The organism is Micromonospora sp. NPDC049801, assembly GCF_040656575.1.
In the GTDB taxonomy this organism is placed as follows: Bacteria; Actinomycetota; Actinomycetes; order Mycobacteriales; family Micromonosporaceae; genus Micromonospora.
Genome location: NZ_JBFAMS010000007.1, coordinates 144711 through 161444, shown reverse-complemented (window position 1 = coordinate 161444; position 16734 = coordinate 144711). Strand labels below are relative to the sequence as shown.

At 70.2% G+C, this 16734-nt stretch carries 16 protein-coding genes; 6 read left to right on the top strand and 10 right to left on the bottom strand.

The window, feature by feature from the left end; all coding sequences use genetic code 11:
- Positions 1-96: 96 nt before the first annotated feature.
- Positions 97-858 (top strand): class I SAM-dependent methyltransferase, encoded by a 762-nt coding sequence (locus tag AB0I89_RS15295; protein WP_357126568.1) that lies wholly within the window; start codon positions 97-99, stop codon positions 856-858.
- A gap of 57 nt (positions 859-915) precedes the next feature.
- On the opposite strand, the gene AB0I89_RS15290 is transcribed toward AB0I89_RS15295, so the two are convergent.
- From AB0I89_RS15290 to AB0I89_RS15275, 4 genes are all read right to left on the bottom strand, one after another.
- Positions 916-2223: an MFS transporter gene (locus AB0I89_RS15290; protein ID WP_357126129.1), complete on the bottom strand. Its 1308-nt coding sequence runs from the start codon at positions 2221-2223 to the stop codon at positions 916-918.
- 138 nt (positions 2224-2361) lie between these two features.
- Positions 2362-3093: a class I SAM-dependent methyltransferase gene (locus AB0I89_RS15285; RefSeq protein ID WP_357126126.1), complete on the bottom strand. Its 732-nt coding sequence runs from the start codon at positions 3091-3093 to the stop codon at positions 2362-2364.
- A gap of 218 nt (positions 3094-3311) precedes the next feature.
- Positions 3312-3674 (bottom strand): PH domain-containing protein, encoded by a 363-nt coding sequence (locus AB0I89_RS15280; protein WP_355050625.1) that lies wholly within the window; start codon positions 3672-3674, stop codon positions 3312-3314.
- Between the two features lie 40 nt (positions 3675-3714).
- Positions 3715-4023: a 4a-hydroxytetrahydrobiopterin dehydratase gene (locus tag AB0I89_RS15275; protein ID WP_357126121.1), complete on the bottom strand. Its 309-nt coding sequence runs from the start codon at positions 4021-4023 to the stop codon at positions 3715-3717.
- 183 nt (positions 4024-4206) lie between these two features.
- On the opposite strand from AB0I89_RS15275, the gene AB0I89_RS15270 reads away from it, so the two are divergent.
- Positions 4207-4647, top strand: a complete 441-nt coding sequence (locus tag AB0I89_RS15270) for a (deoxy)nucleoside triphosphate pyrophosphohydrolase (protein WP_357126118.1) — start codon at positions 4207-4209, stop codon at positions 4645-4647.
- A 171-nt stretch (positions 4648-4818) separates the two neighbouring features.
- Here the strand turns inward: AB0I89_RS15270 and AB0I89_RS15265 are convergent, their stop codons facing one another.
- The 6 genes from AB0I89_RS15265 to AB0I89_RS15240 form a co-directional block, all read right to left on the bottom strand.
- A complete protein-coding gene (locus tag AB0I89_RS15265; RefSeq protein WP_357126115.1) occupies positions 4819-5886 on the bottom strand; it encodes a succinate dehydrogenase/fumarate reductase iron-sulfur subunit in 1068 nt (355 codons plus the stop codon).
- Positions 5883-7811 carry a fumarate reductase/succinate dehydrogenase flavoprotein subunit gene (locus AB0I89_RS15260; RefSeq protein ID WP_357126112.1) on the bottom strand — a complete coding sequence of 643 codons (1929 nt, stop codon included), beginning with the start codon at positions 7809-7811 and terminating at the stop codon, positions 5883-5885. Before AB0I89_RS15260 ends, AB0I89_RS15265 begins: the two co-directional genes overlap by 4 nt.
- Before the next feature lie 12 nt (positions 7812-7823).
- The gene (locus tag AB0I89_RS15255; protein ID WP_357126109.1) at positions 7824-8630 is read right to left on the bottom strand and encodes a hypothetical protein; all 807 of its coding nucleotides are present in this window, start codon (positions 8628-8630) and stop codon (positions 7824-7826) included.
- Positions 8631-8861: 231 nt separating this feature from the next.
- Positions 8862-10259, bottom strand: a complete 1398-nt coding sequence (locus AB0I89_RS15250) for a metallopeptidase TldD-related protein (protein ID WP_357126106.1) — start codon at positions 10257-10259, stop codon at positions 8862-8864.
- A 58-nt stretch (positions 10260-10317) separates the two neighbouring features.
- Positions 10318-11754, bottom strand: a complete 1437-nt coding sequence (locus tag AB0I89_RS15245) for a TldD/PmbA family protein (RefSeq protein WP_357126103.1) — start codon at positions 11752-11754, stop codon at positions 10318-10320.
- A gap of 32 nt (positions 11755-11786) precedes the next feature.
- Positions 11787-12335: a Uma2 family endonuclease gene (locus AB0I89_RS15240; RefSeq protein ID WP_357126100.1), complete on the bottom strand. Its 549-nt coding sequence runs from the start codon at positions 12333-12335 to the stop codon at positions 11787-11789.
- Between the two features lie 216 nt (positions 12336-12551).
- Here AB0I89_RS15240 and AB0I89_RS15235 point away from each other — a divergent pair, with 216 nt between their 5' ends.
- The 4 genes from AB0I89_RS15235 to AB0I89_RS15220 are packed head-to-tail and all read left to right on the top strand — an operon-like array spanning position 12552 to position 16726.
- On the top strand, positions 12552-13595 hold the full coding sequence (locus AB0I89_RS15235; protein WP_357126097.1) for an ABC transporter ATP-binding protein: 1044 nt from the start codon (positions 12552-12554) through the stop codon (positions 13593-13595).
- Positions 13592-14725, top strand: coding sequence for a dipeptide ABC transporter ATP-binding protein (locus AB0I89_RS15230; RefSeq protein ID WP_357126093.1), 1134 nt, complete (start codon positions 13592-13594; stop codon positions 14723-14725). The genes AB0I89_RS15235 and AB0I89_RS15230 overlap by 4 nt, the downstream gene beginning before the upstream one ends.
- Positions 14722-15729: an ABC transporter permease gene (locus AB0I89_RS15225; protein WP_357126090.1), complete on the top strand. Its 1008-nt coding sequence runs from the start codon at positions 14722-14724 to the stop codon at positions 15727-15729. The genes AB0I89_RS15230 and AB0I89_RS15225 overlap by 4 nt, the downstream gene beginning before the upstream one ends.
- Before the next feature lie 10 nt (positions 15730-15739).
- Complete coding sequence (locus tag AB0I89_RS15220; RefSeq protein ID WP_357126087.1) at positions 15740-16726, top strand: ABC transporter permease; 987 nt, start codon at positions 15740-15742, stop codon at positions 16724-16726.
- Positions 16727-16734 lie beyond the last annotated feature (8 nt).

Genomic DNA, 16734 nt, shown 5'->3' with positions numbered 1-16734 from the left:
CGTCTTGGATGTCGGGGTGTCCGGTCGATCGGGACACCCCGACATCCAGGATCCGAGGGATGATGCGGACACCGACAATCGAAGGACGTGAAATCGATGGTGCTCAGCTCGTCGTTCGGTACGGCGGCGTCCGCGTACGCCCGGCATCGCCCGGACTACGCGCAGGCCGCGGCGCGGTGGGCGCTCGAGGTCGCGCCCGGCTCGCGAGTCCTCGATCTCGGCGCCGGCACCGGCAAGCTGTCCGCCACGCTGATCGCGCTCGGTGTCGACGTCGTGGCGGTGGAGCCCGACCCGGCGATGCTCACCGAGCTGGGCCGGGCGTTGCCGACCGTACGGGCCCTCCCCGGTAGCGCGGAGGCGATCCCCCTGCCGGACGCGTCCGTCGACGCGGTGCTGGCCGGCAACGCCCTGCACTGGTTCGACATGACCGTCGCGGGGCCGGAGATCGCCCGGGTCCTGACGCCCGGCGGCATCCTGGCCGGTTTGTGGAACGTGATGGACGACCGGGTGGACTGGGTGGCAGCCCTCGAACGGGTCAGCGGGAGCGCGGCCATCGGCCCGCGTGACACCTTAAGCAGTTGGCGCGCGGCGACGGCAGGCCTGCTCAGGCCGGGCAACGGAACTGCCGACCGATTCGGTACGCCCGAGCAGGCCGAGTTTCCCCACGGGCAGCGCCGGAGCGCCGACTCCCTGGTCGCGACGCTCGCGACCCGGGCCGGGTTGCTGGTCATGCCGGAACCGGAGCGGACGGCCACGCTCGACCGGATCCGCGAGTTCCTGGGCGGAATGGCCGAGACCGCCGAGGGCGACTTCACCCTGCCGATGCTGACCGGTGTCCTTCGCGCCCGCCGACTCTGACGGTCGCCGACGGCCTCCGTCAGGGCTGCACGGGTTTCTCGATCCGGCGCCGCCGTGTCAGTGCTGGTCGGTCTCGGCCTCGCGCTCGCCTTGTGAGCGCCAGGGCCGCGAGCTGGACCGGCGGGGCACTCTGACGGGACTCGGCGTACTCTGCCGCAGCATGGCGAACCCTGCTGCGGCCAGCCCGAGCGCCAGAATCGCAGTACTGCTGAGGAGCAGCGTCGGGCGGGGACCGATGGCGCCGACCAGCGGGCCGCCGAGCATGGTGCCCAGAGGCACTGCGAGAACAAGCACGGCGCTGTTCGCGGCAAGTACGGCGGGGAGTTGCCCGGTCGACGCGCTGCGCTGGTATAGCGCCATCGACATGGACATGTACGGCGCCCAGATCAGGCCCGCCAGCGCGAAGGCCGGCAGGGACAATCCGACGGGCGCCCCCACGCCGAGTGGCAGCATGGCGACGCCGAACCCGATGACGATCCCGATGATCGTCGCGCGCAGCGGCCAGTGCCGGAGGTGGCCGGCGACCACACCGCCGAGGAGGCCACCGATGCCGAAAGCGGTGTAGTACGCGCCGAGCAGCGTCGCGGAACCTCGCAGGTCGTCGGTGACGTGCAACGGCATCGCGACGTACACCGGGCCGAACAGGAAGAAGAATGCGACGCTCAGCACCAGCAGGCCCAGCAGCGTGGGCTGACGGCGGATGAACGCGAAACCTGCGGTGCGCGGGGCGCTGTGCTCGTACCGACGGATTGTTCCGGTGGCGGGCAGCGCGAGCCGATAGGTGAGCGCCAGCACCGCGAACGTGGCGGCGTCGGCGGCGATGACCCACACCGGCCCCACCCAGCCGATCAGGATGCCGGCCAGCGGTGGGCCGACGACGGTGGCGAAGCCGGAGATGGTGGTGAGGACCGCGTTCGCCGGCAGATGGTGTCGCTGCGGCAGCAACTCGGCGATCAGGGTGAACCGTCCGGCCGAACCCCACGAGTGCAGGAGGGCGGAGGCGGCGAGCAGGACGGCGTACAGCCCGATCGTCAGCGTGCCGGTCAGGTACGCGATCGGGATCGCGGCGAGCGCGGCAGCCCGCAGGATCGCGTCCCACCCGGCGAGCCGGGCGCCGCCGCGCCCGCGCAGCAGCCGACCGAACGCCAGCGTTCCGACAGCGCTGGGAAGGGTGTACGCGGCCACCGCGACCGCGATCCAGAGACCGTGCTGACCGGTTGGTGCGAGCTGCCTGGCCAGCCAGGGCACCGCGACCACCGCCATGCCGTCGCCGAGAGCGGACACGGCCAACCCGGGTAGTACGCGCCGCAGCAGGGGATGACTGACCACCGGCCAGTACGGCGAGGTACGCGGAAAACGAGGCATGAGAGCAGTCGACCGGGCATCGACGCCATCCGCCAGCAGGTACTGCTGCCAGCAGAATCAGCCCAGCGCGCAAGGCGCTCGGCGGGATCGACTCGGGTCCCCCGTGGACGTCCACGGGGGACCCGAGTCGACCGACCGCTACCGCGCCCGGTAGACCGAGATGTGTGACGGACTCTCCGCCGTGAACGGCTGCCGGTGCCAGTCGGCGTACCGCTCGGTGAGCGCAAGGCCCGCCTGCCGGGCCATCTCGTCGATCTGGTGCGGCCAGGCGTATCGCATCGCGAACGGCTTCAGGTGCACACCGTTGCCGTCGAAGGTGATGGTCTGCCGGATGAACCGCTGCGCTGGCCGGTCGTACCGGTGCACCCGGATCGTCACGGAGTCCTCGGTCACCTCGCGGACCTGTAACTGCTCGTCCGCGTCGAAACCGCTCGGGTCGGGGACGAACGTCTCGATGACGAACGCCCCGCCCGGCGACAGCACCCGGGCGACGTTGCGGAACAGGTCCGCCTGCCGCTCGGCGTCCACCAGGTTGAACAGCGTGTTGAAGACCAGGTACGCCAGGCGGAACGGGCCCTCTACGCCCACGTCCGCCATGTCACCGACGACCGTCGGGATCTGGTCGCCACCGGGCTTGGCCCGCATCAGCGCCAGCATCTCGTCGGACGCCTCGATGCCGTGCACGGTGAGGCCGCGCTCGGCCAGTGGCAGTGCGACCCGGCCGGTGCCGATCGCCAGTTCCAGGACCGGACCGCCGTCGGCCAGATCGGCCAGGAAGTCCACGGCGGGCGCCGGGTCGGGGTTGCCGGGGCTGTCGTATCCGGCAGCCCACAGCCGGCCGAAGAGGCCCGGATCGTCGAAGACCGACATCAGCGGCCTCCGGGGTTGTGCTCAGTGACGGGTGTCCTCTGCGGAGCAGTTCTGCTCACGAAGCCTCGTTTCCTCAAGTCGGATGACGTTCGGTCGGGGGGACTTCGTCGTGTTGGGCATGGCACTGCTCCCTTCGGGCGACTGTGCACCGAGGACACCAGAGACGCCGGGAGCCCGGCAAGGCATTTACGCCCGCCGGGCTCCCGGTCGAAGGATCGTCAGGAGATGTGGTGCAGGATCACGTTGTGCACGTGGTGGCTCTTCTGCGCGCCGCGGAACTCCACCTCGTAGGTGTGCGTGCCGACGTGGATCGCGATCGCGCCGGTGGAGAAGAACGACCCACCCCAGGACTTGTTGCTGACCACGCTCACGCTGGTGATCTTCGAGTACGGGATGCTGGTGATCGCATACCGCTTACCGACGAAGGAGCGGTCCTGGATGATCACGCGCCGGTCGGTCAGCCCGATGAACCCGGTGCCGGTGCCGACGGCGTCGTAGACGGCGATGATCTGCTCGCCGTCGAGCAGCCCACTTTCGATCTGCTGGACCTGCTCCTTGCGGTCGTACGCGATGTTCGCCATGCGATCCAGGTTAGGAAACCGGCGCCACCGCGCCGGCTCGTCAGGACTCGGTGACCGCCCGGTAGGCGTCCTCGATACGGGCGGCCAGCAGGACCTCACCCTCGGTCAGGGGGTCACCGTTGCCGTGCCCGACCCGGATCAGGGTGCTGTCGGACCGGCGGCTTATCTCGGGACGTAGATGCAGGGCGTCCGCCACAACCTTGACCCGTTCAGTCAGGGCCGCGTGTTGGGTATCGTCGATCACCAGCGTGCGCCGGATCTGCTCACCGTCCCGCGTCCAACCAGATAGCAAGGTCAACGCGTCGGAAAGGTAGTCGTGTTTGGCTCGGCTGCTGAACAGCACGCGCATTACCGCACCCCCCAAGCGCCGTTGCCGGCTTGTGGCCAAATCGTCGCCATCCCGTGTCTTGTCGGTGCCTTCTAGTCTGTCGTCGCTCGGTAGGGGTGTCCACGCCCACACTTCCGTGTTCTATTGGCCTAGCGGACGGTGTCGGTACCCAAACCGCCGATTGATCTGGCACCCTGGACGCCCGTGCAGACCGAACGGGCTAATGGTGGCGGGCAGGCCCAGCGACGGGACCTGAAGGTGATCGTGGGAGCGGCGATCATCCGGGACGGACGGGTGCTCGCCTGTGCGCGCTCCGCCCCGCCGGAGGTGGCCGGCATGTGGGAGTTCCCTGGTGGGAAGGTTGAGCCCGGTGAGGCCGAGACCGACGCGCTGATCCGGGAGTGCGCCGAGGAGTTGGCCGTACGCGTCGAGGTCGGCGCCCGGGTCGGCCGCAACGTCCGGATGGCCCACGGCCGGTCGGTGCTCAAGGTGTACGCCGCCCGCCTGCTCCACGGTGACGAACCGCAGGCACTGGAGCACCAGGCGCTGCGCTGGTTGACCATCGACGAACTGGACTCGGTCACCTGGCTCCCCGCCGACGCCCCCATCGTGGCCGCCCTACACCCCCACCTGAAAACCCCCTAACCCCCCGCCCCACCCCGTTGATCATGAGGTTATTGCCCTTCCCGCCGGCGTGTCGGGGCAATAACTTCATGATCAACCGGGGCAAGGGCGGGGGCGGGGTTGGTTGGCAGGGTGGGGGAATGGGGCGGGGGCTGTCGGCGATGCCGACAGCCCCCGTATCCGGTGGTCCTGCTAGTGCTTGTCGTCCTGGTCCGGGTGCGCGAAGTTGAGGTGCTCCGGAGGCAGCGGGAAGGTCACGTCGTCGCCGAAGGGCGACGGCGCGGCGGGCCGGTCGAAGGTGAGCTCGGTCAGCGGCAGCCGGCCCCGGTCGTCGACCGCCGGAGCGGTCGGGTGGGGCACCTCCCGGTCCCAGTTGACGCCGGCCTGCGCCTGCGCCTCGGCCCGCTGGTCGTGCGAGCCACCCGCGTGCGAGTGCAACCCGCCCCGAGTCGCACCCGACGACGTCGCCGAGCCCTGACGGGCGGTGGTCACGCTGGTCTGGGGCGTCTCGCCCCGACGGAAGATCTTGCTACCAAGCCACACAAGGGGATCGTACCTGCGGTCGACGACGCGTTCCTTCATGGGGATGATCCCGTTGTCGGTGATCTTGATGTGCTCGGGGCAGACCTCGGTGCAGCACTTGGTGATGTTGCAGAAACCGAGGCCCTGTTCGGCCTGTGCGTACTCCTTGCGGTCGGTCCGGGCGTCCAGCGGGTGCATGTCCAGCTCGGCCGCCCGGATGAAGTACCGCGGACCGGAGAACGCCTGCTTGTTCTCCTCGTGGTCACGGATCACGTGGCAGACCGTCTGGCACAGGAAGCACTCGATGCACTTGCGGAACTCCTGCGAGCGCTCGACGTCGACCTGCTGCATCCGGTAGTCGCCCGGCGCGACGTCCGCCGGCGGGGCGAACGCCGGGGTCTCCCGCGCCTTCTCGTAGTTGAACGAGACGTCGGTGACCAGATCCCGGATGACCGGGAAGGTCCGCAGCGGGGTGACCGTGACCGTCTCGTCGTCGCCGAAGGTCGACATCCGGGTCATGCAGCCCAGTCGCGGCTTGCCGTTGATCTCCATCGAGCAGGAGCCGCACTTGCCGGCCTTGCAGTTCCACCGGCAGGCCAAATCGGGCGCGTCGGTCGCCTGCAGGCGGTGGATGACGTCGAGGACGACCTCGCCCTCGTTCACCTCGACCATGTAGTCCTGCAGGTCGCCGCCGGTCTCGTCGCCCCGCCAGATCCGGAACTGACGCTTCGCGCTCATCGGTTGTCCGCCTCTCCAGCGTCGGCGACGAGAGCGTCGAAGTCGGTGAGCTCCTCGTCGGTGAGGTACTTGGCCAGCTCGGCCCGGTCGAAGAGGCCGATCAGCTCCGGCCGCATCGTCGGCAGCGGCTTACGGGTCAGCTGCACGGTGTCGCCGTCCAGGGAGCAGACGAGGTTCACCTGCCGCCACTTCGGCTCCATCGCCGGATAGTCCTCGCGGGTGTGCCCGCCGCGCGACTCCTGCCGCTCCAACGCCGCCTTCGCGGTGCACTCCGAGACCACCAGCATGTTGCGCAGGTCCAGGGCCAGGTGCCACCCCGGGTTGTAGCGCCGGCCGCCGGCCGCGCTCACCTTGGCGACCCGCTCGCGCAGCTCGGCCAGTCGCACCAGCGCGTCGGCCAGCTCGCCCTCGCGCCGAATGATGCCGACCAGATCCCCCATGACCGCCTGGAGGTCCTGCTGAAGGGTGTACGGGCTCTCGCCGGTGTCCCGCTGCAACGGGGCGAGGGCGGTCTCCACGGCCGCCTCGACGGCGTCCACGGCCACCTTCGGCCGGGCGGACAGCCCGTCGGCGTAGCTGGCCGCGTGCCCGCCCGCCCGCTTGCCGAACACCAGCAGGTCGGACAGGGAGTTGCCGCCGAGGCGGTTGGAGCCGTGCATGCCGCCGGAGACCTCACCGGCGGCGAACAGACCGCGTACGTGGCCGAAGGCGGCACCCGAATCCGGGTCCACCTCGACGCCGCCCATCACGTAGTGGCAGGTCGGCCCGACCTCCATCGGTTCGGCCGTGATGTCGACGTCGGCCAGCTCCTTGAACTGGTGGTACATCGAGGGCAGCCGTCGGCGGATCTCGTCGGCGGAGCGCCGGCTCGCGATGTCCAGGAAGACCCCGCCGGCGGGGGAGCCCCGACCGGCCTTGACCTCGCTGTTGATCGCGCGGGCCACCTCGTCGCGGGGCAGCAGCTCCGGTGGACGCCGGTTGTTGTCCGGGTCGGTGTACCAGCGGTCCGCCTCCTCCTCGGTCTCCGCGTACTGCTTGCGGAAGACGTCGGGGACGTAGTCGAACATGAACCGCTTGCCCTCGGAGTTCTTGAGGACACCACCGTCGCCACGGACCGACTCGGTGACCAGGATGCCCTTCACCGAGGGCGGCCAGACCATGCCGGTCGGGTGGAACTGGAGGAACTCCATGTTGATCAGCGTCGCCCCGGCGCGCAACGCCAGCGCGTGGCCGTCCCCGGTGTACTCCCAGGAGTTCGAGGTGACCTTGTAGGAGCGTCCGACACCGCCGGTGGCCAGCACCACCGCCGGCGCCTCGAAGAGGATGAACTCGCCGGACTCGCGGTAGTAGCCGAACGCGCCCGCTACCCGGTCGCCGTCGAGCACCAACTCGGTGATGGTCGTCTCGGAGAAGACCCTGATCCGGGCGTCGTACGAGCCGAACTCGCGCTTGTCCTCCTGTTGCAGCGAGACGATCTTCTGCTGGAGGGTGCGGATCAGCTCCAGACCGGTCCGGTCGCCCACGTGCGCCAGCCGGGGGTACTCGTGCCCACCGAAGTTGCGCTGGGAGATCTTGCCGTCCTTCGTACGGTCGAAGAGCGCGCCGTACGTCTCCAGCTCCCAGATCCGCTGCGGCGACTCCTTCGCGTGCAGCTCGGCCATCCGGAAGTTGTTGAGGAACTTGCCGCCGCGCATGGTGTCGCGGAAGTGCACCTGCCAGTTGTCACGGCTGTTCACGTTGCCCATCGCGGCGGCGGCGCCGCCCTCGGCCATCACCGTGTGCGCCTTGCCGAACAGCGACTTCGAGATGATCGCCGTCTTCTTGCCGGCGAGGCGGGCCTCGATGGCCGCGCGCAGACCGGCGCCGCCGGCCCCGATGACGACGACGTCGTAGTGGTGTCGTTCGATACGAGTGGTAGTGGTCATGTCAGGGGCCCTTTAGTTGATGAACCGCAGGTCGTTGAACCAGCCGGCCGACAGCGCCAGCACGTAGAAGTCGGTCAGCGCGAGGGTGCCGAGGGTGATCCAGGCGAGCTGCATGTGCCGGACGTTCAACGCCGAGACGACGGTCCACGCGCGGTAGCGCACCGGGTGCTTGGAGAAGTGCTTGAGCCGGCCGCCGATGATGTGCCGGCAGGAGTGGCAGGAGATCGTGTACGCCCAGAGCATCACCACGTTGAGCAGCAGGACGAGGTTGCCCAGTCCGAAGCCGAAGCCCTTGGGTGAGTGGAACGCGAGGATCGCGTCCCACGTGTTGATCAGCGAGATGATCGCGGCGGCGTAGAAGAAGTAACGGTGCAGGTTCTGGCCGAGCAGCGGGAAACGGGTCTCCCCGCCGTACTCCTTGTGACCGTCCGGGACGGCGCAGGCCGGCGGCGACAGCCAGAAGGACCGGTAGTACGCCTTGCGGTAGTAGTAGCAGGTGAGCCGGAACAGCAGCAGGAACGGCAGGGTCAGCGCGGCGTCCGGGATGATCCACCAGCCGGGCAGGAACCGGCCGAAGTGTGAGGCCTGCTCGACACACCGGTCGGTCACACACGGGGAGTAGAACGGGGTCAGGTAGTGGTAGGCGTCGACCCAGTAGTGGTCGTGCATGAACACCCGGACCGTCGCGTACGCCACCCAGGCGCCGAGCCCGATCACCGTGATCAGCGGGGCGAACCACCATCGGTCGGTACGCAACGTCTTCGCCGTGATGGCGGCGCGCGCCCGCGCCCCCCGCGGCCTCGTTGCCGTTGAAGTCATTCGAGTCGTCTCCTCGACGGGCCCGTACGGGCGGGCTGCTGTCTCCGGTCGGCACGCGGACCGGCGAACCCGCACCCGCTGCCACGTCATGCGCACACCAACGACCACGCCGGATCGACCGACGCAGCTAAGTGACACACGTTACGCCGATCTTTGCGGGCCGTCCGCGCAAGGGAGCGTCCCGTGTGTCTGGCCTGGTGAAACGCCGAGGCGCGCGGACCGTCGCGCTCCTCAGCCCGACGCGCCTCCGGTGAAGTGCCAGGACGCCAGCCGCACCGAGGGCGCCGCCCACCAGGCACCGTCCACCCGGTCCGGTTGGCGCACCGTCCGAGAACCCAGCCCGAGCACCGCGCCCGGCCCGAGCGCCCGGGGGTACGACTCGGTGAACCGCAGGTCGCGGACCGCCCGGACGACCATGCCGTCCTCGATCAGCCACACCCCGTTGCGGGTCAACCCGGTGACGACCAGGCTCTTCGGGTCGAGCACACGGGTGTACCAGAGGTCGCTGACCAGCAGCCCCCGTCGTACTCCGGCGACCAGCGCGGCCGTGTCCGCGTCGACCACCGCGCCGGCGGCCGTGCCCGTGGTGTTCCGGCCCACCGCGCTGGCCGGGCCGGCCGCCGCAGGCGAGAGTCGGAGGTTGCGGGCCATCGGGCCCCAGGTGGCGCCGCCCGCGATCGCGTGTCCGGTGGACTCCGCGCCCGCGTCGGCGGCGGTCCGCCGGTCGTGTGCGACGGCCCGCGTGGTGCCCGCCTCGACCAGGGTCACCGCCCGCCGGCCGGTGCCCTCGGCGTCGAACGGCAGGCCGGACGCGCCGAGCGGATCGTCCACCAGGGTCACCAGCGGGTCGAACTGGGCCGCCCCCGGCTCGGCGAAGGACTGCCGCTCGGCGTACCGCTTGCCGTTGAAGCCGTACCAGGACAGGTTCTGCAACAGGTCCGCCACGGCGGCCGGTTCGAACACCACCTCGTAGCGCCCCGGCGGCAACTCGACCGGATCCGCTGCCGCCTGTGCCTTCGCGGCCGCCTGCGCGCCCAACTCGGCCCCGTCGAGGTCAGACAGTCGGTCCGCGCTGTGCCGCGCGACGCCGTCCGCGCCGTCGCGGCGGGCGATGCCGTCCATCGCCGCCTCCGCCGACCGGCCGTCCGCGCTGTGCCCCGCCGAGTTCGCGAACGCCGACGAGCGGTGCGCGGTACGGCAGTACCCCGCCGTGGTGAGCGGCGCGGCGGCGGCCACGAACGCGGCCACCCGGTCGGCCCGCTGGTCCGGCTCGGCGTGGGCGGTCGCCTCGTCGACGGGCGGCGCGGCCGGCGCGGGCGTGGGCGGCACCAGGCCGGGCCATCCCGGGTCGAGCGGACCCAGGCGGGTCGCGGCCAGGGTCCGCTCGACAAGCGCGTGCAGCCCGTCAGGGGTGACGATGCTCCCGCTGCCGGCGACGGTGCGTCCGTCGAGGTGCACCCGCAGCCGGACGCCGACCGTCGACTCGGAGACGTTCTGGTGGATGGCCGAGTTGGCGAAGCGGGTGAGCGCCAGATCCGCCCGCGTCGCCACCACCTCGGCCTGCACGGCCGGGCCACCGAGCCGCCGGACCAACTCGATGACCTGCCCCGCCAGCTCCAACTCGTTCATGCTGGGCCGCCTTTCGTTCGCGACTGCGGGGCTCGCAAAACCGGCTCACTCCTCGCGCTCACGCGGACACCCCCACCCGGACGTTGCGGAAGCGGGCCGGCGCGGCCGGGTGGCCGGTGTGCCCGATCTGGCCCGGCTGGCCCTTGCCGCAGTTGGGGGTCCCCCAGGGCACCGTCTCGCCGGAGAGCATGTCCATCGAACGCCAGAACAGCGGGCCGATCCCGGTGTACGTCGGATTGCGCAGCATCCGCCCCCGCCGACCGTTCTTGATCTCCCACCCGATCTCGCAACCGAACTGGAAGTTGAGCCGCTTGTCGTCGATCGACCACGAGCGGTTGAGGTCCATCAGCACGCCGTCGTCGGTGGCCGCGATGATCTCCTCCAGGGTGTGCGGACCGGGTTCCAGGCCCACGTTGGTCATTCGCACCATCGGCAGCCGGGCCCACCCGTCGGCGCGTACGCTGCCGCCGTAGCCGAGACCGGCCACAGCCGCGGAGTCGCGACCCGCGAGCACCCCCACCCACCGGCCGTCGCGTACCGCGTCCCGCTTGACGGCGGGGGAGCCCTCGTCGTCGAAACCGAAGCTGCCCAGCGCGCCGGGGATCGTCGGGTCGATGGTGATGTTCATCAGCTCGGAGCCGTAGCGCAGCGAGCCGAGCTGGGCCAGGTCCAGCCAGGACGTGCCGGCGAAAGCGGCCTCCCAGCCGAGGATCCGGTCCAGTTCGATGGCGTGGCCCACCGACTCGTGGATCTGCAGGGCCAGTTGCTCGCTGCCGAGGATCAGATCCGTCTCGCCGGCCGGGCAGGGTGGCGCGGTGAGCAGCGCCCGTGACTCCTCGGCGATCTGCGCGGCGTGCGCGGCCAGGTCGAGCGATTCGACCAGCTCCCAGCCGGTGGTGCCGTACTGCCCCCGGTAACTGGGCCAGGACCGCCGCTGCGTCTCGCCGTCGCCGATCGAGGTGGCCGAGATACCGCCACCGCACTCGCGGATGCGCTGGTCGATGCGGTGACCCTCGCTGGAGACGAACCACTTGGCGGTGTCCCAGATCTGGTAGAGCCCCTCGGCCAGGTCCGCGCCGTGCTCGGCCATGGTGCGGGTCGCGCCGACGAGCAGGTCGCCCTTGTCGGACAGCGGAACCGCGAGCGGGTCGATCCGGCAGTCCGAGGACCAGCTCGCCGTCACGGCCTCGACCGCGACCAGGTCGACCGCGGGGCCGGGCACCCGGGCACTGGCCATCGCGGTCCGGGTCGCGCGCCGGCCGGCGTCGCGGGCGGCGGCGTCCGACAGATCGGGTACGGCGTGAAAGCCCCAGCTGGCGCCGACCAGCGCCCGGACGCCGAGCCCGATGCTCTCGTCCTGGGTCAGCTCCTCCACGTCGCCGTTGCGTGCGGTCATCGACTCGTAGCGGCGGTGCATCACCCGCGCGTCGGCGTACCGGGCGCCCGCGTCGAGAGCGGCCTGGACGGCGGCGGTGGCCGCGTCGAACTCGGTCATGCGACGACCCTAGGGCAGCGGACCGACGCCCGTCAGGGAAGAAGTTCTTCCGGCCGGATGGTGGCCTTGACCGGCTCGGTCAGTTCCAGAACCTCGCCGCGCTTCGCGGCCCCTACTTCGACGTAGTGGCCGCCTTGGCGACGGTAGAGGCGCAGCGCGCCGGTTTCCTGTTCCACCAACAGATACCACCCGATCCCGGCGGCGGCGTAGTAGTGCATCTTCAACACCTTGTCGGTGGATGCATTGCTCGGTGAGATGATCTCGCATACCAGCCGCACGTCACCCGCTTCGACGTTGAGTTCGTCGAAGTCGATCGGACCGGTGATCACGAGGTCGGGGATCGGGATCCGACCGGGCCGGAGTCGGACGTTGACCGCCTCCAGCAATTCGAGGCCGGCGGGCCCGGTGGCTGCTTCGAGGATGTTGCCGAGCCTGCGGGAGATGCGCTGGTGTCGGGGGGTGGGGGCTGGGGTCACGTGGAGGCTCCCGTCGAAAAGTTCGACGCGTTGCTGCGTCTCGCCGAGGGCGAGGTAATCCTCTTCGGTCCACGGGCCTTCGTGGTTGAACACCGCCGCGGTCATCGTCACCTCCACCTCGTGCCGGGTGCATCATCTGCTGGTCGCTCGCCCCATGGTCGCACCTGACGTGCGTCCGAGGCCATGAACGCCGTAGGTGACGGGCGTGCGGGGCTGATGCGGAGTCGTTACGCTCGGGCCCGCTGACACGTGCCGAACTTGTAGCTTATTTTCACCCTCTGGACATTGTTGTAAGTTCTCTTCGTCACTGAGGGAGGTGCCGTGGACAGCTCGGATCCCTACCTGCGGGTGAGTGACCTGCGGGTCCGCTTCGACACCTCGGACGGCGTCGTGCGCGCGGTCGACGGGGTGTCCTTCGCCGTCGAGCGGGGCCGCACGCTCGGCATCGTCGGTGAGTCCGGCTCCGGAAAGAGCGTCACGTCGCTGGCCATCCTCGGTCTGCACGACCCCAAGCGGGCCACGATCACCGGAGAGATCTCCGTCGGCGGCCGGCAGCTCGTCGGTCTGCCCGAGGAGGAGGTACGCCGACTGCGCGGCCAGGAGATGGCGATGATCTTCCAGGATCCGCTGTCCGCGCTGCACCCGTACTACACCGTCGGCCGGCAGATCGCCGAGGCGTACCGGGTGCACCACCCGAAGGTCGGTCGGCGGGCGGCCCGCCAGCGGGCGGTGGACATGCTGGACCGGGTCGGCATCCCGCAGCCCGCCCGCCGCTTCGATGCGTACCCGCACGAGTTCTCCGGCGGCATGCGCCAGCGGGCGATGATCGCCATGGCGCTGGTCAACGACCCGGCGTTGCTGATCGCCGACGAGCCGACCACCGCGCTGGACGTCACGGTGCAGGCGCAGATCCTCGACCTGCTCGCCGACCTCCAGGCCGAGTTCCACTCCGCGATCATCCTGATCACCCACGACCTCGGTGTGGTCGGCCAGGTCGCCGACGAGGTGCTGGTCATGTACGGCGGGCGGGCCGTGGAGCGCGGCAGCGTGGAGCAGGTGCTCCGCTCGCCGCAGCATCCGTACACCTGGGGGTTGCTCTCCAGCGTGCCGTCGCTGCACGGCGACGCGGACGCGGACCTGGTGCCGATCCCCGGCAATCCGCCGAGCCTCATCAACCTGCCGTCCGGGTGCGCCTTCCACCCGCGCTGCCGGTACGACGACCGGGTCGGCGACCGGTCCCGTGTCGAGGTGCCCGAGTTGCGGCCGGCGGGCGGCGACGGCCACCTGGTCGCCTGCCACCTGAGCGCCGAGGAGCGTGCGGCGATCTACGCCGAGAACGTGGCATCCGTGGGGGTGGCCCGATGAGCGACGAACCACTGCTGCGGGTCCGTGGGCTGACCAAGCACTTTCCGGTACGGCAGGGACTGCGCGCCACCGGCACCGTGCGGGCGGTCGACGGGCTCGACTTCGACGTGCGCCCTGGCGAGACGCTCGGCCTGGTGGGGGAGTCGGGCTGCGGCAAGACGACCACCGGCCGGATGCTGGTGCGGCTGCTGGAGCCGACGAGTGGCAGCATCGAGTTCGCCGGGCGGGACATCACCCACGCCGGCCGGCGCGAGCTGCGCCCGCTGCGGCAGGAACTCCAGATCATCTTCCAGGACCCGTACGCGTCGTTGAACCCCCGGCACACGGTGGGCCGGATCGTGGCGATGCCGTTGCAGGTCAACGGCATCAAGCCGCCCGGCGGAATCAAGGCGCGGGTGCAGGAGCTGCTGGAGCTGGTCGGGCTGAACCCGGAGCACTACAACCGGTACCCGCACGAGTTCTCCGGCGGGCAGCGCCAGCGCATCGGGATCGCCCGCGCGTTGGCGCTGCGGCCGAAGCTGATCGTCGCCGACGAGCCGGTGAGCGCGCTGGACGTCTCGATCCAGGCGCAGGTCGTCAACCTGCTGCGCGACCTGCAACGAGAACTCGGGCTGGCGTTCGTGTTCATCGCGCACGACCTGGCCGTGGTCCGGCACTTCTGTCAGCGGGTCGCGGTCATGTACCTGGGCCGGATCGTGGAGATCGGCGACCGGGACGACATCTACGAGCGCCCGCAGCATCCGTACACCCGGGCGCTGCTCTCGGCGATCCCGGACGTCACGCAGCTCGGCCCGGCGGGCCGGATCCGGCTGACCGGTGACGTGCCCACACCGCTCGACCCGCCGTCGGGCTGTCGGTTCCGTACCCGCTGCTGGAAGGCGCAGGACGTCTGCGCCACCGAGCAGCCCGCGCTGACGCCGCGCGACGGAGGCCGGCAGGCCACCGCGTGCCACTTCCCCGAAGGGGAAGCAGGCAGCACCGGCCCCGAAGGGGAAGCAGGCAGCACCGGCCCCGAAGGGGAAGCAGGCAGCACCGGCCCCGAAGGGGAAGCAGGCGGCACCGGCCCGGAGAGTGGGGCGGCTGTCGGGGCCGGGACGACAGACGCGATCGTCGAGGAGGTGTCGTCGTGAGCCTGTCCCCGGTGGAGGGTGTGGCGCTGGCCGAGATCGAGGCCGGCTCGGAGGCGAGCGGGCCGGCGACGAAGGGTGTCGTCGGGCGCTCACCCGGCCAGCTCGCCTGGATGCGGCTGCGCCGCGACCGTACGGCTGTGGTCAGCGGCGTACTCCTGGTGTTCTTCATGCTGTTGGGGTTGTCCGCCCCGCTGATCGAGATGGTCTACGGCGTCGGGCCGCGCGAGCAGTTCCAGAGCCTGCTGGACGGCTTCGGCATGCCGCTCGGTTACGTCGGCGGGGTCACCGGGGAGCACTGGTTCGGCCTGGAACCGGGGCTGGGCCGGGACATCTTCATCCGGTTGATCTACGGGCTGCGCACGTCACTGTTCATCGCGTTCGCCGCGGCCCTGATCACGGCCGCGATCGGCATCGCGCTCGGCGCGCTGGCCGGCTACCTCGGCGGCTGGCTGGACGCGGTGATCAACTGGATCACCGACCTGACGCTGGCCATGCCGTTCCTGATCATCGCGTTGGCGCTCACCCCCACGATCACGCTGCGCTTCTACGGCGAGCGGGGGCAGGTGTCGTCCGCGTTCGGGGTGGGGGTGCTGATCGCCGTCTTCGCGATCTTCGGCTGGACCGGCACGGCCCGCCTGGTGCGCGGGCAGGTGATCGCGCTGCGGGAGCGGGAGTTCGTGGAGGCCGCCAAGGCCAGTGGCGCCGGGTTGGGGCACATCATCTTCCGACAGCTTCTGCCGAACATCTGGGCGCCGATCCTGGTGTCGTTCTCCCTGGCGGTGCCGCAGTTCATCACCAGCGAGGCGGCGTTGTCGTTCATCGGCGTCGGTCTCAGCGACGAGACGCCGAGCTTCGGCCGGATGATCTACCGGAGTCTGGACTTCCTCCAGACCGACCCGGCGTACGTGTTCTTCCCGGGCATCACGATCTTCGCGCTGGTGTTCGCCTTCAACCTCTTCGGCGACGCGTTGCGGGACGCGCTCGACCCGAAGTCGTCCCGGTAGGGGGTTCGCCATGACGCGATTCCTGCTCAAGCGCGTGTTCTCCGCCGTGCTCACCCTGTTCGCGGTGAGCGTGCTGACGTTCCTGATGTTCTTCGCCCTGCCACGTGATCCCGTGAGCAGCATCTGCTCCAAGAACTGCAACCCGGAGCGGCTGGAACGGGTCCGCGACGACCTGGGCCTCAACGACCCGCTGATCAGCCAGTACGCGGGCTACATGAAGGGCATCGTCACCGGTCGGGACCTGGGCAGCGCCCAGGGTGGCCGGTGCGACGCGCCCTGCCTGGGCTGGTCGTACGTCACCAACGAGGCCGTCTCGGACACCATCGCCCGGGTGCTGCCGGTGACGCTGAGCATCGTCATCCCGGCGGCGATCCTCTGGCTGCTGCTCGGGGTGGGGCTGGGCATGGTCTCGGCGCTGCGTCGGGGTACCTGGCTGGACCGGGCGGCCATCGGCTTCTCGCTCACCGGCGCGTCGTTGCAGCTCTACTTCGTGGGCGCGGTGCTGCTGCTGGTGTTCGTCTACAACCTGCGGTGGCTGCCGGTGCCCAGCTACACGTCCCTGTTCGACAATCCGGTGAAGTGGGCCAGTGGGCTGGTGCTCGCCTGGGTGTCGTTGGCGTTCCTGTTCTCGGCGATCTACGCCCGGCTGTCGCGGGCGCAGATGCTGGAGACGCTGTCCGAGGACTTCGTCCGGACCGCGCGGGCCAAGGGTCTGGCCAAACCCACGGTGTACGGGCGACACGCGCTGCGCGCGGCGATCACCCCGGTGGTGACCATCGCGGGGCTGGACGTGGGCGGGGCGCTGGGCGGCACGGTGATCACCGAGACGACGTTCGGCATCCAGGGGTTGGGGCGTACGGCGGTGGACGCCGTGCGCTCGGGTGACCTGCCCACCATCATGGCCACCGTGCTGATCGCCGCCGTCTTCGTGGTGCTGGCGAACGTGCTGGTGGACCTGCTGTACGCGGCCATCGACCCACGGGTGCGGCTGCGCTGAGCCGTGCG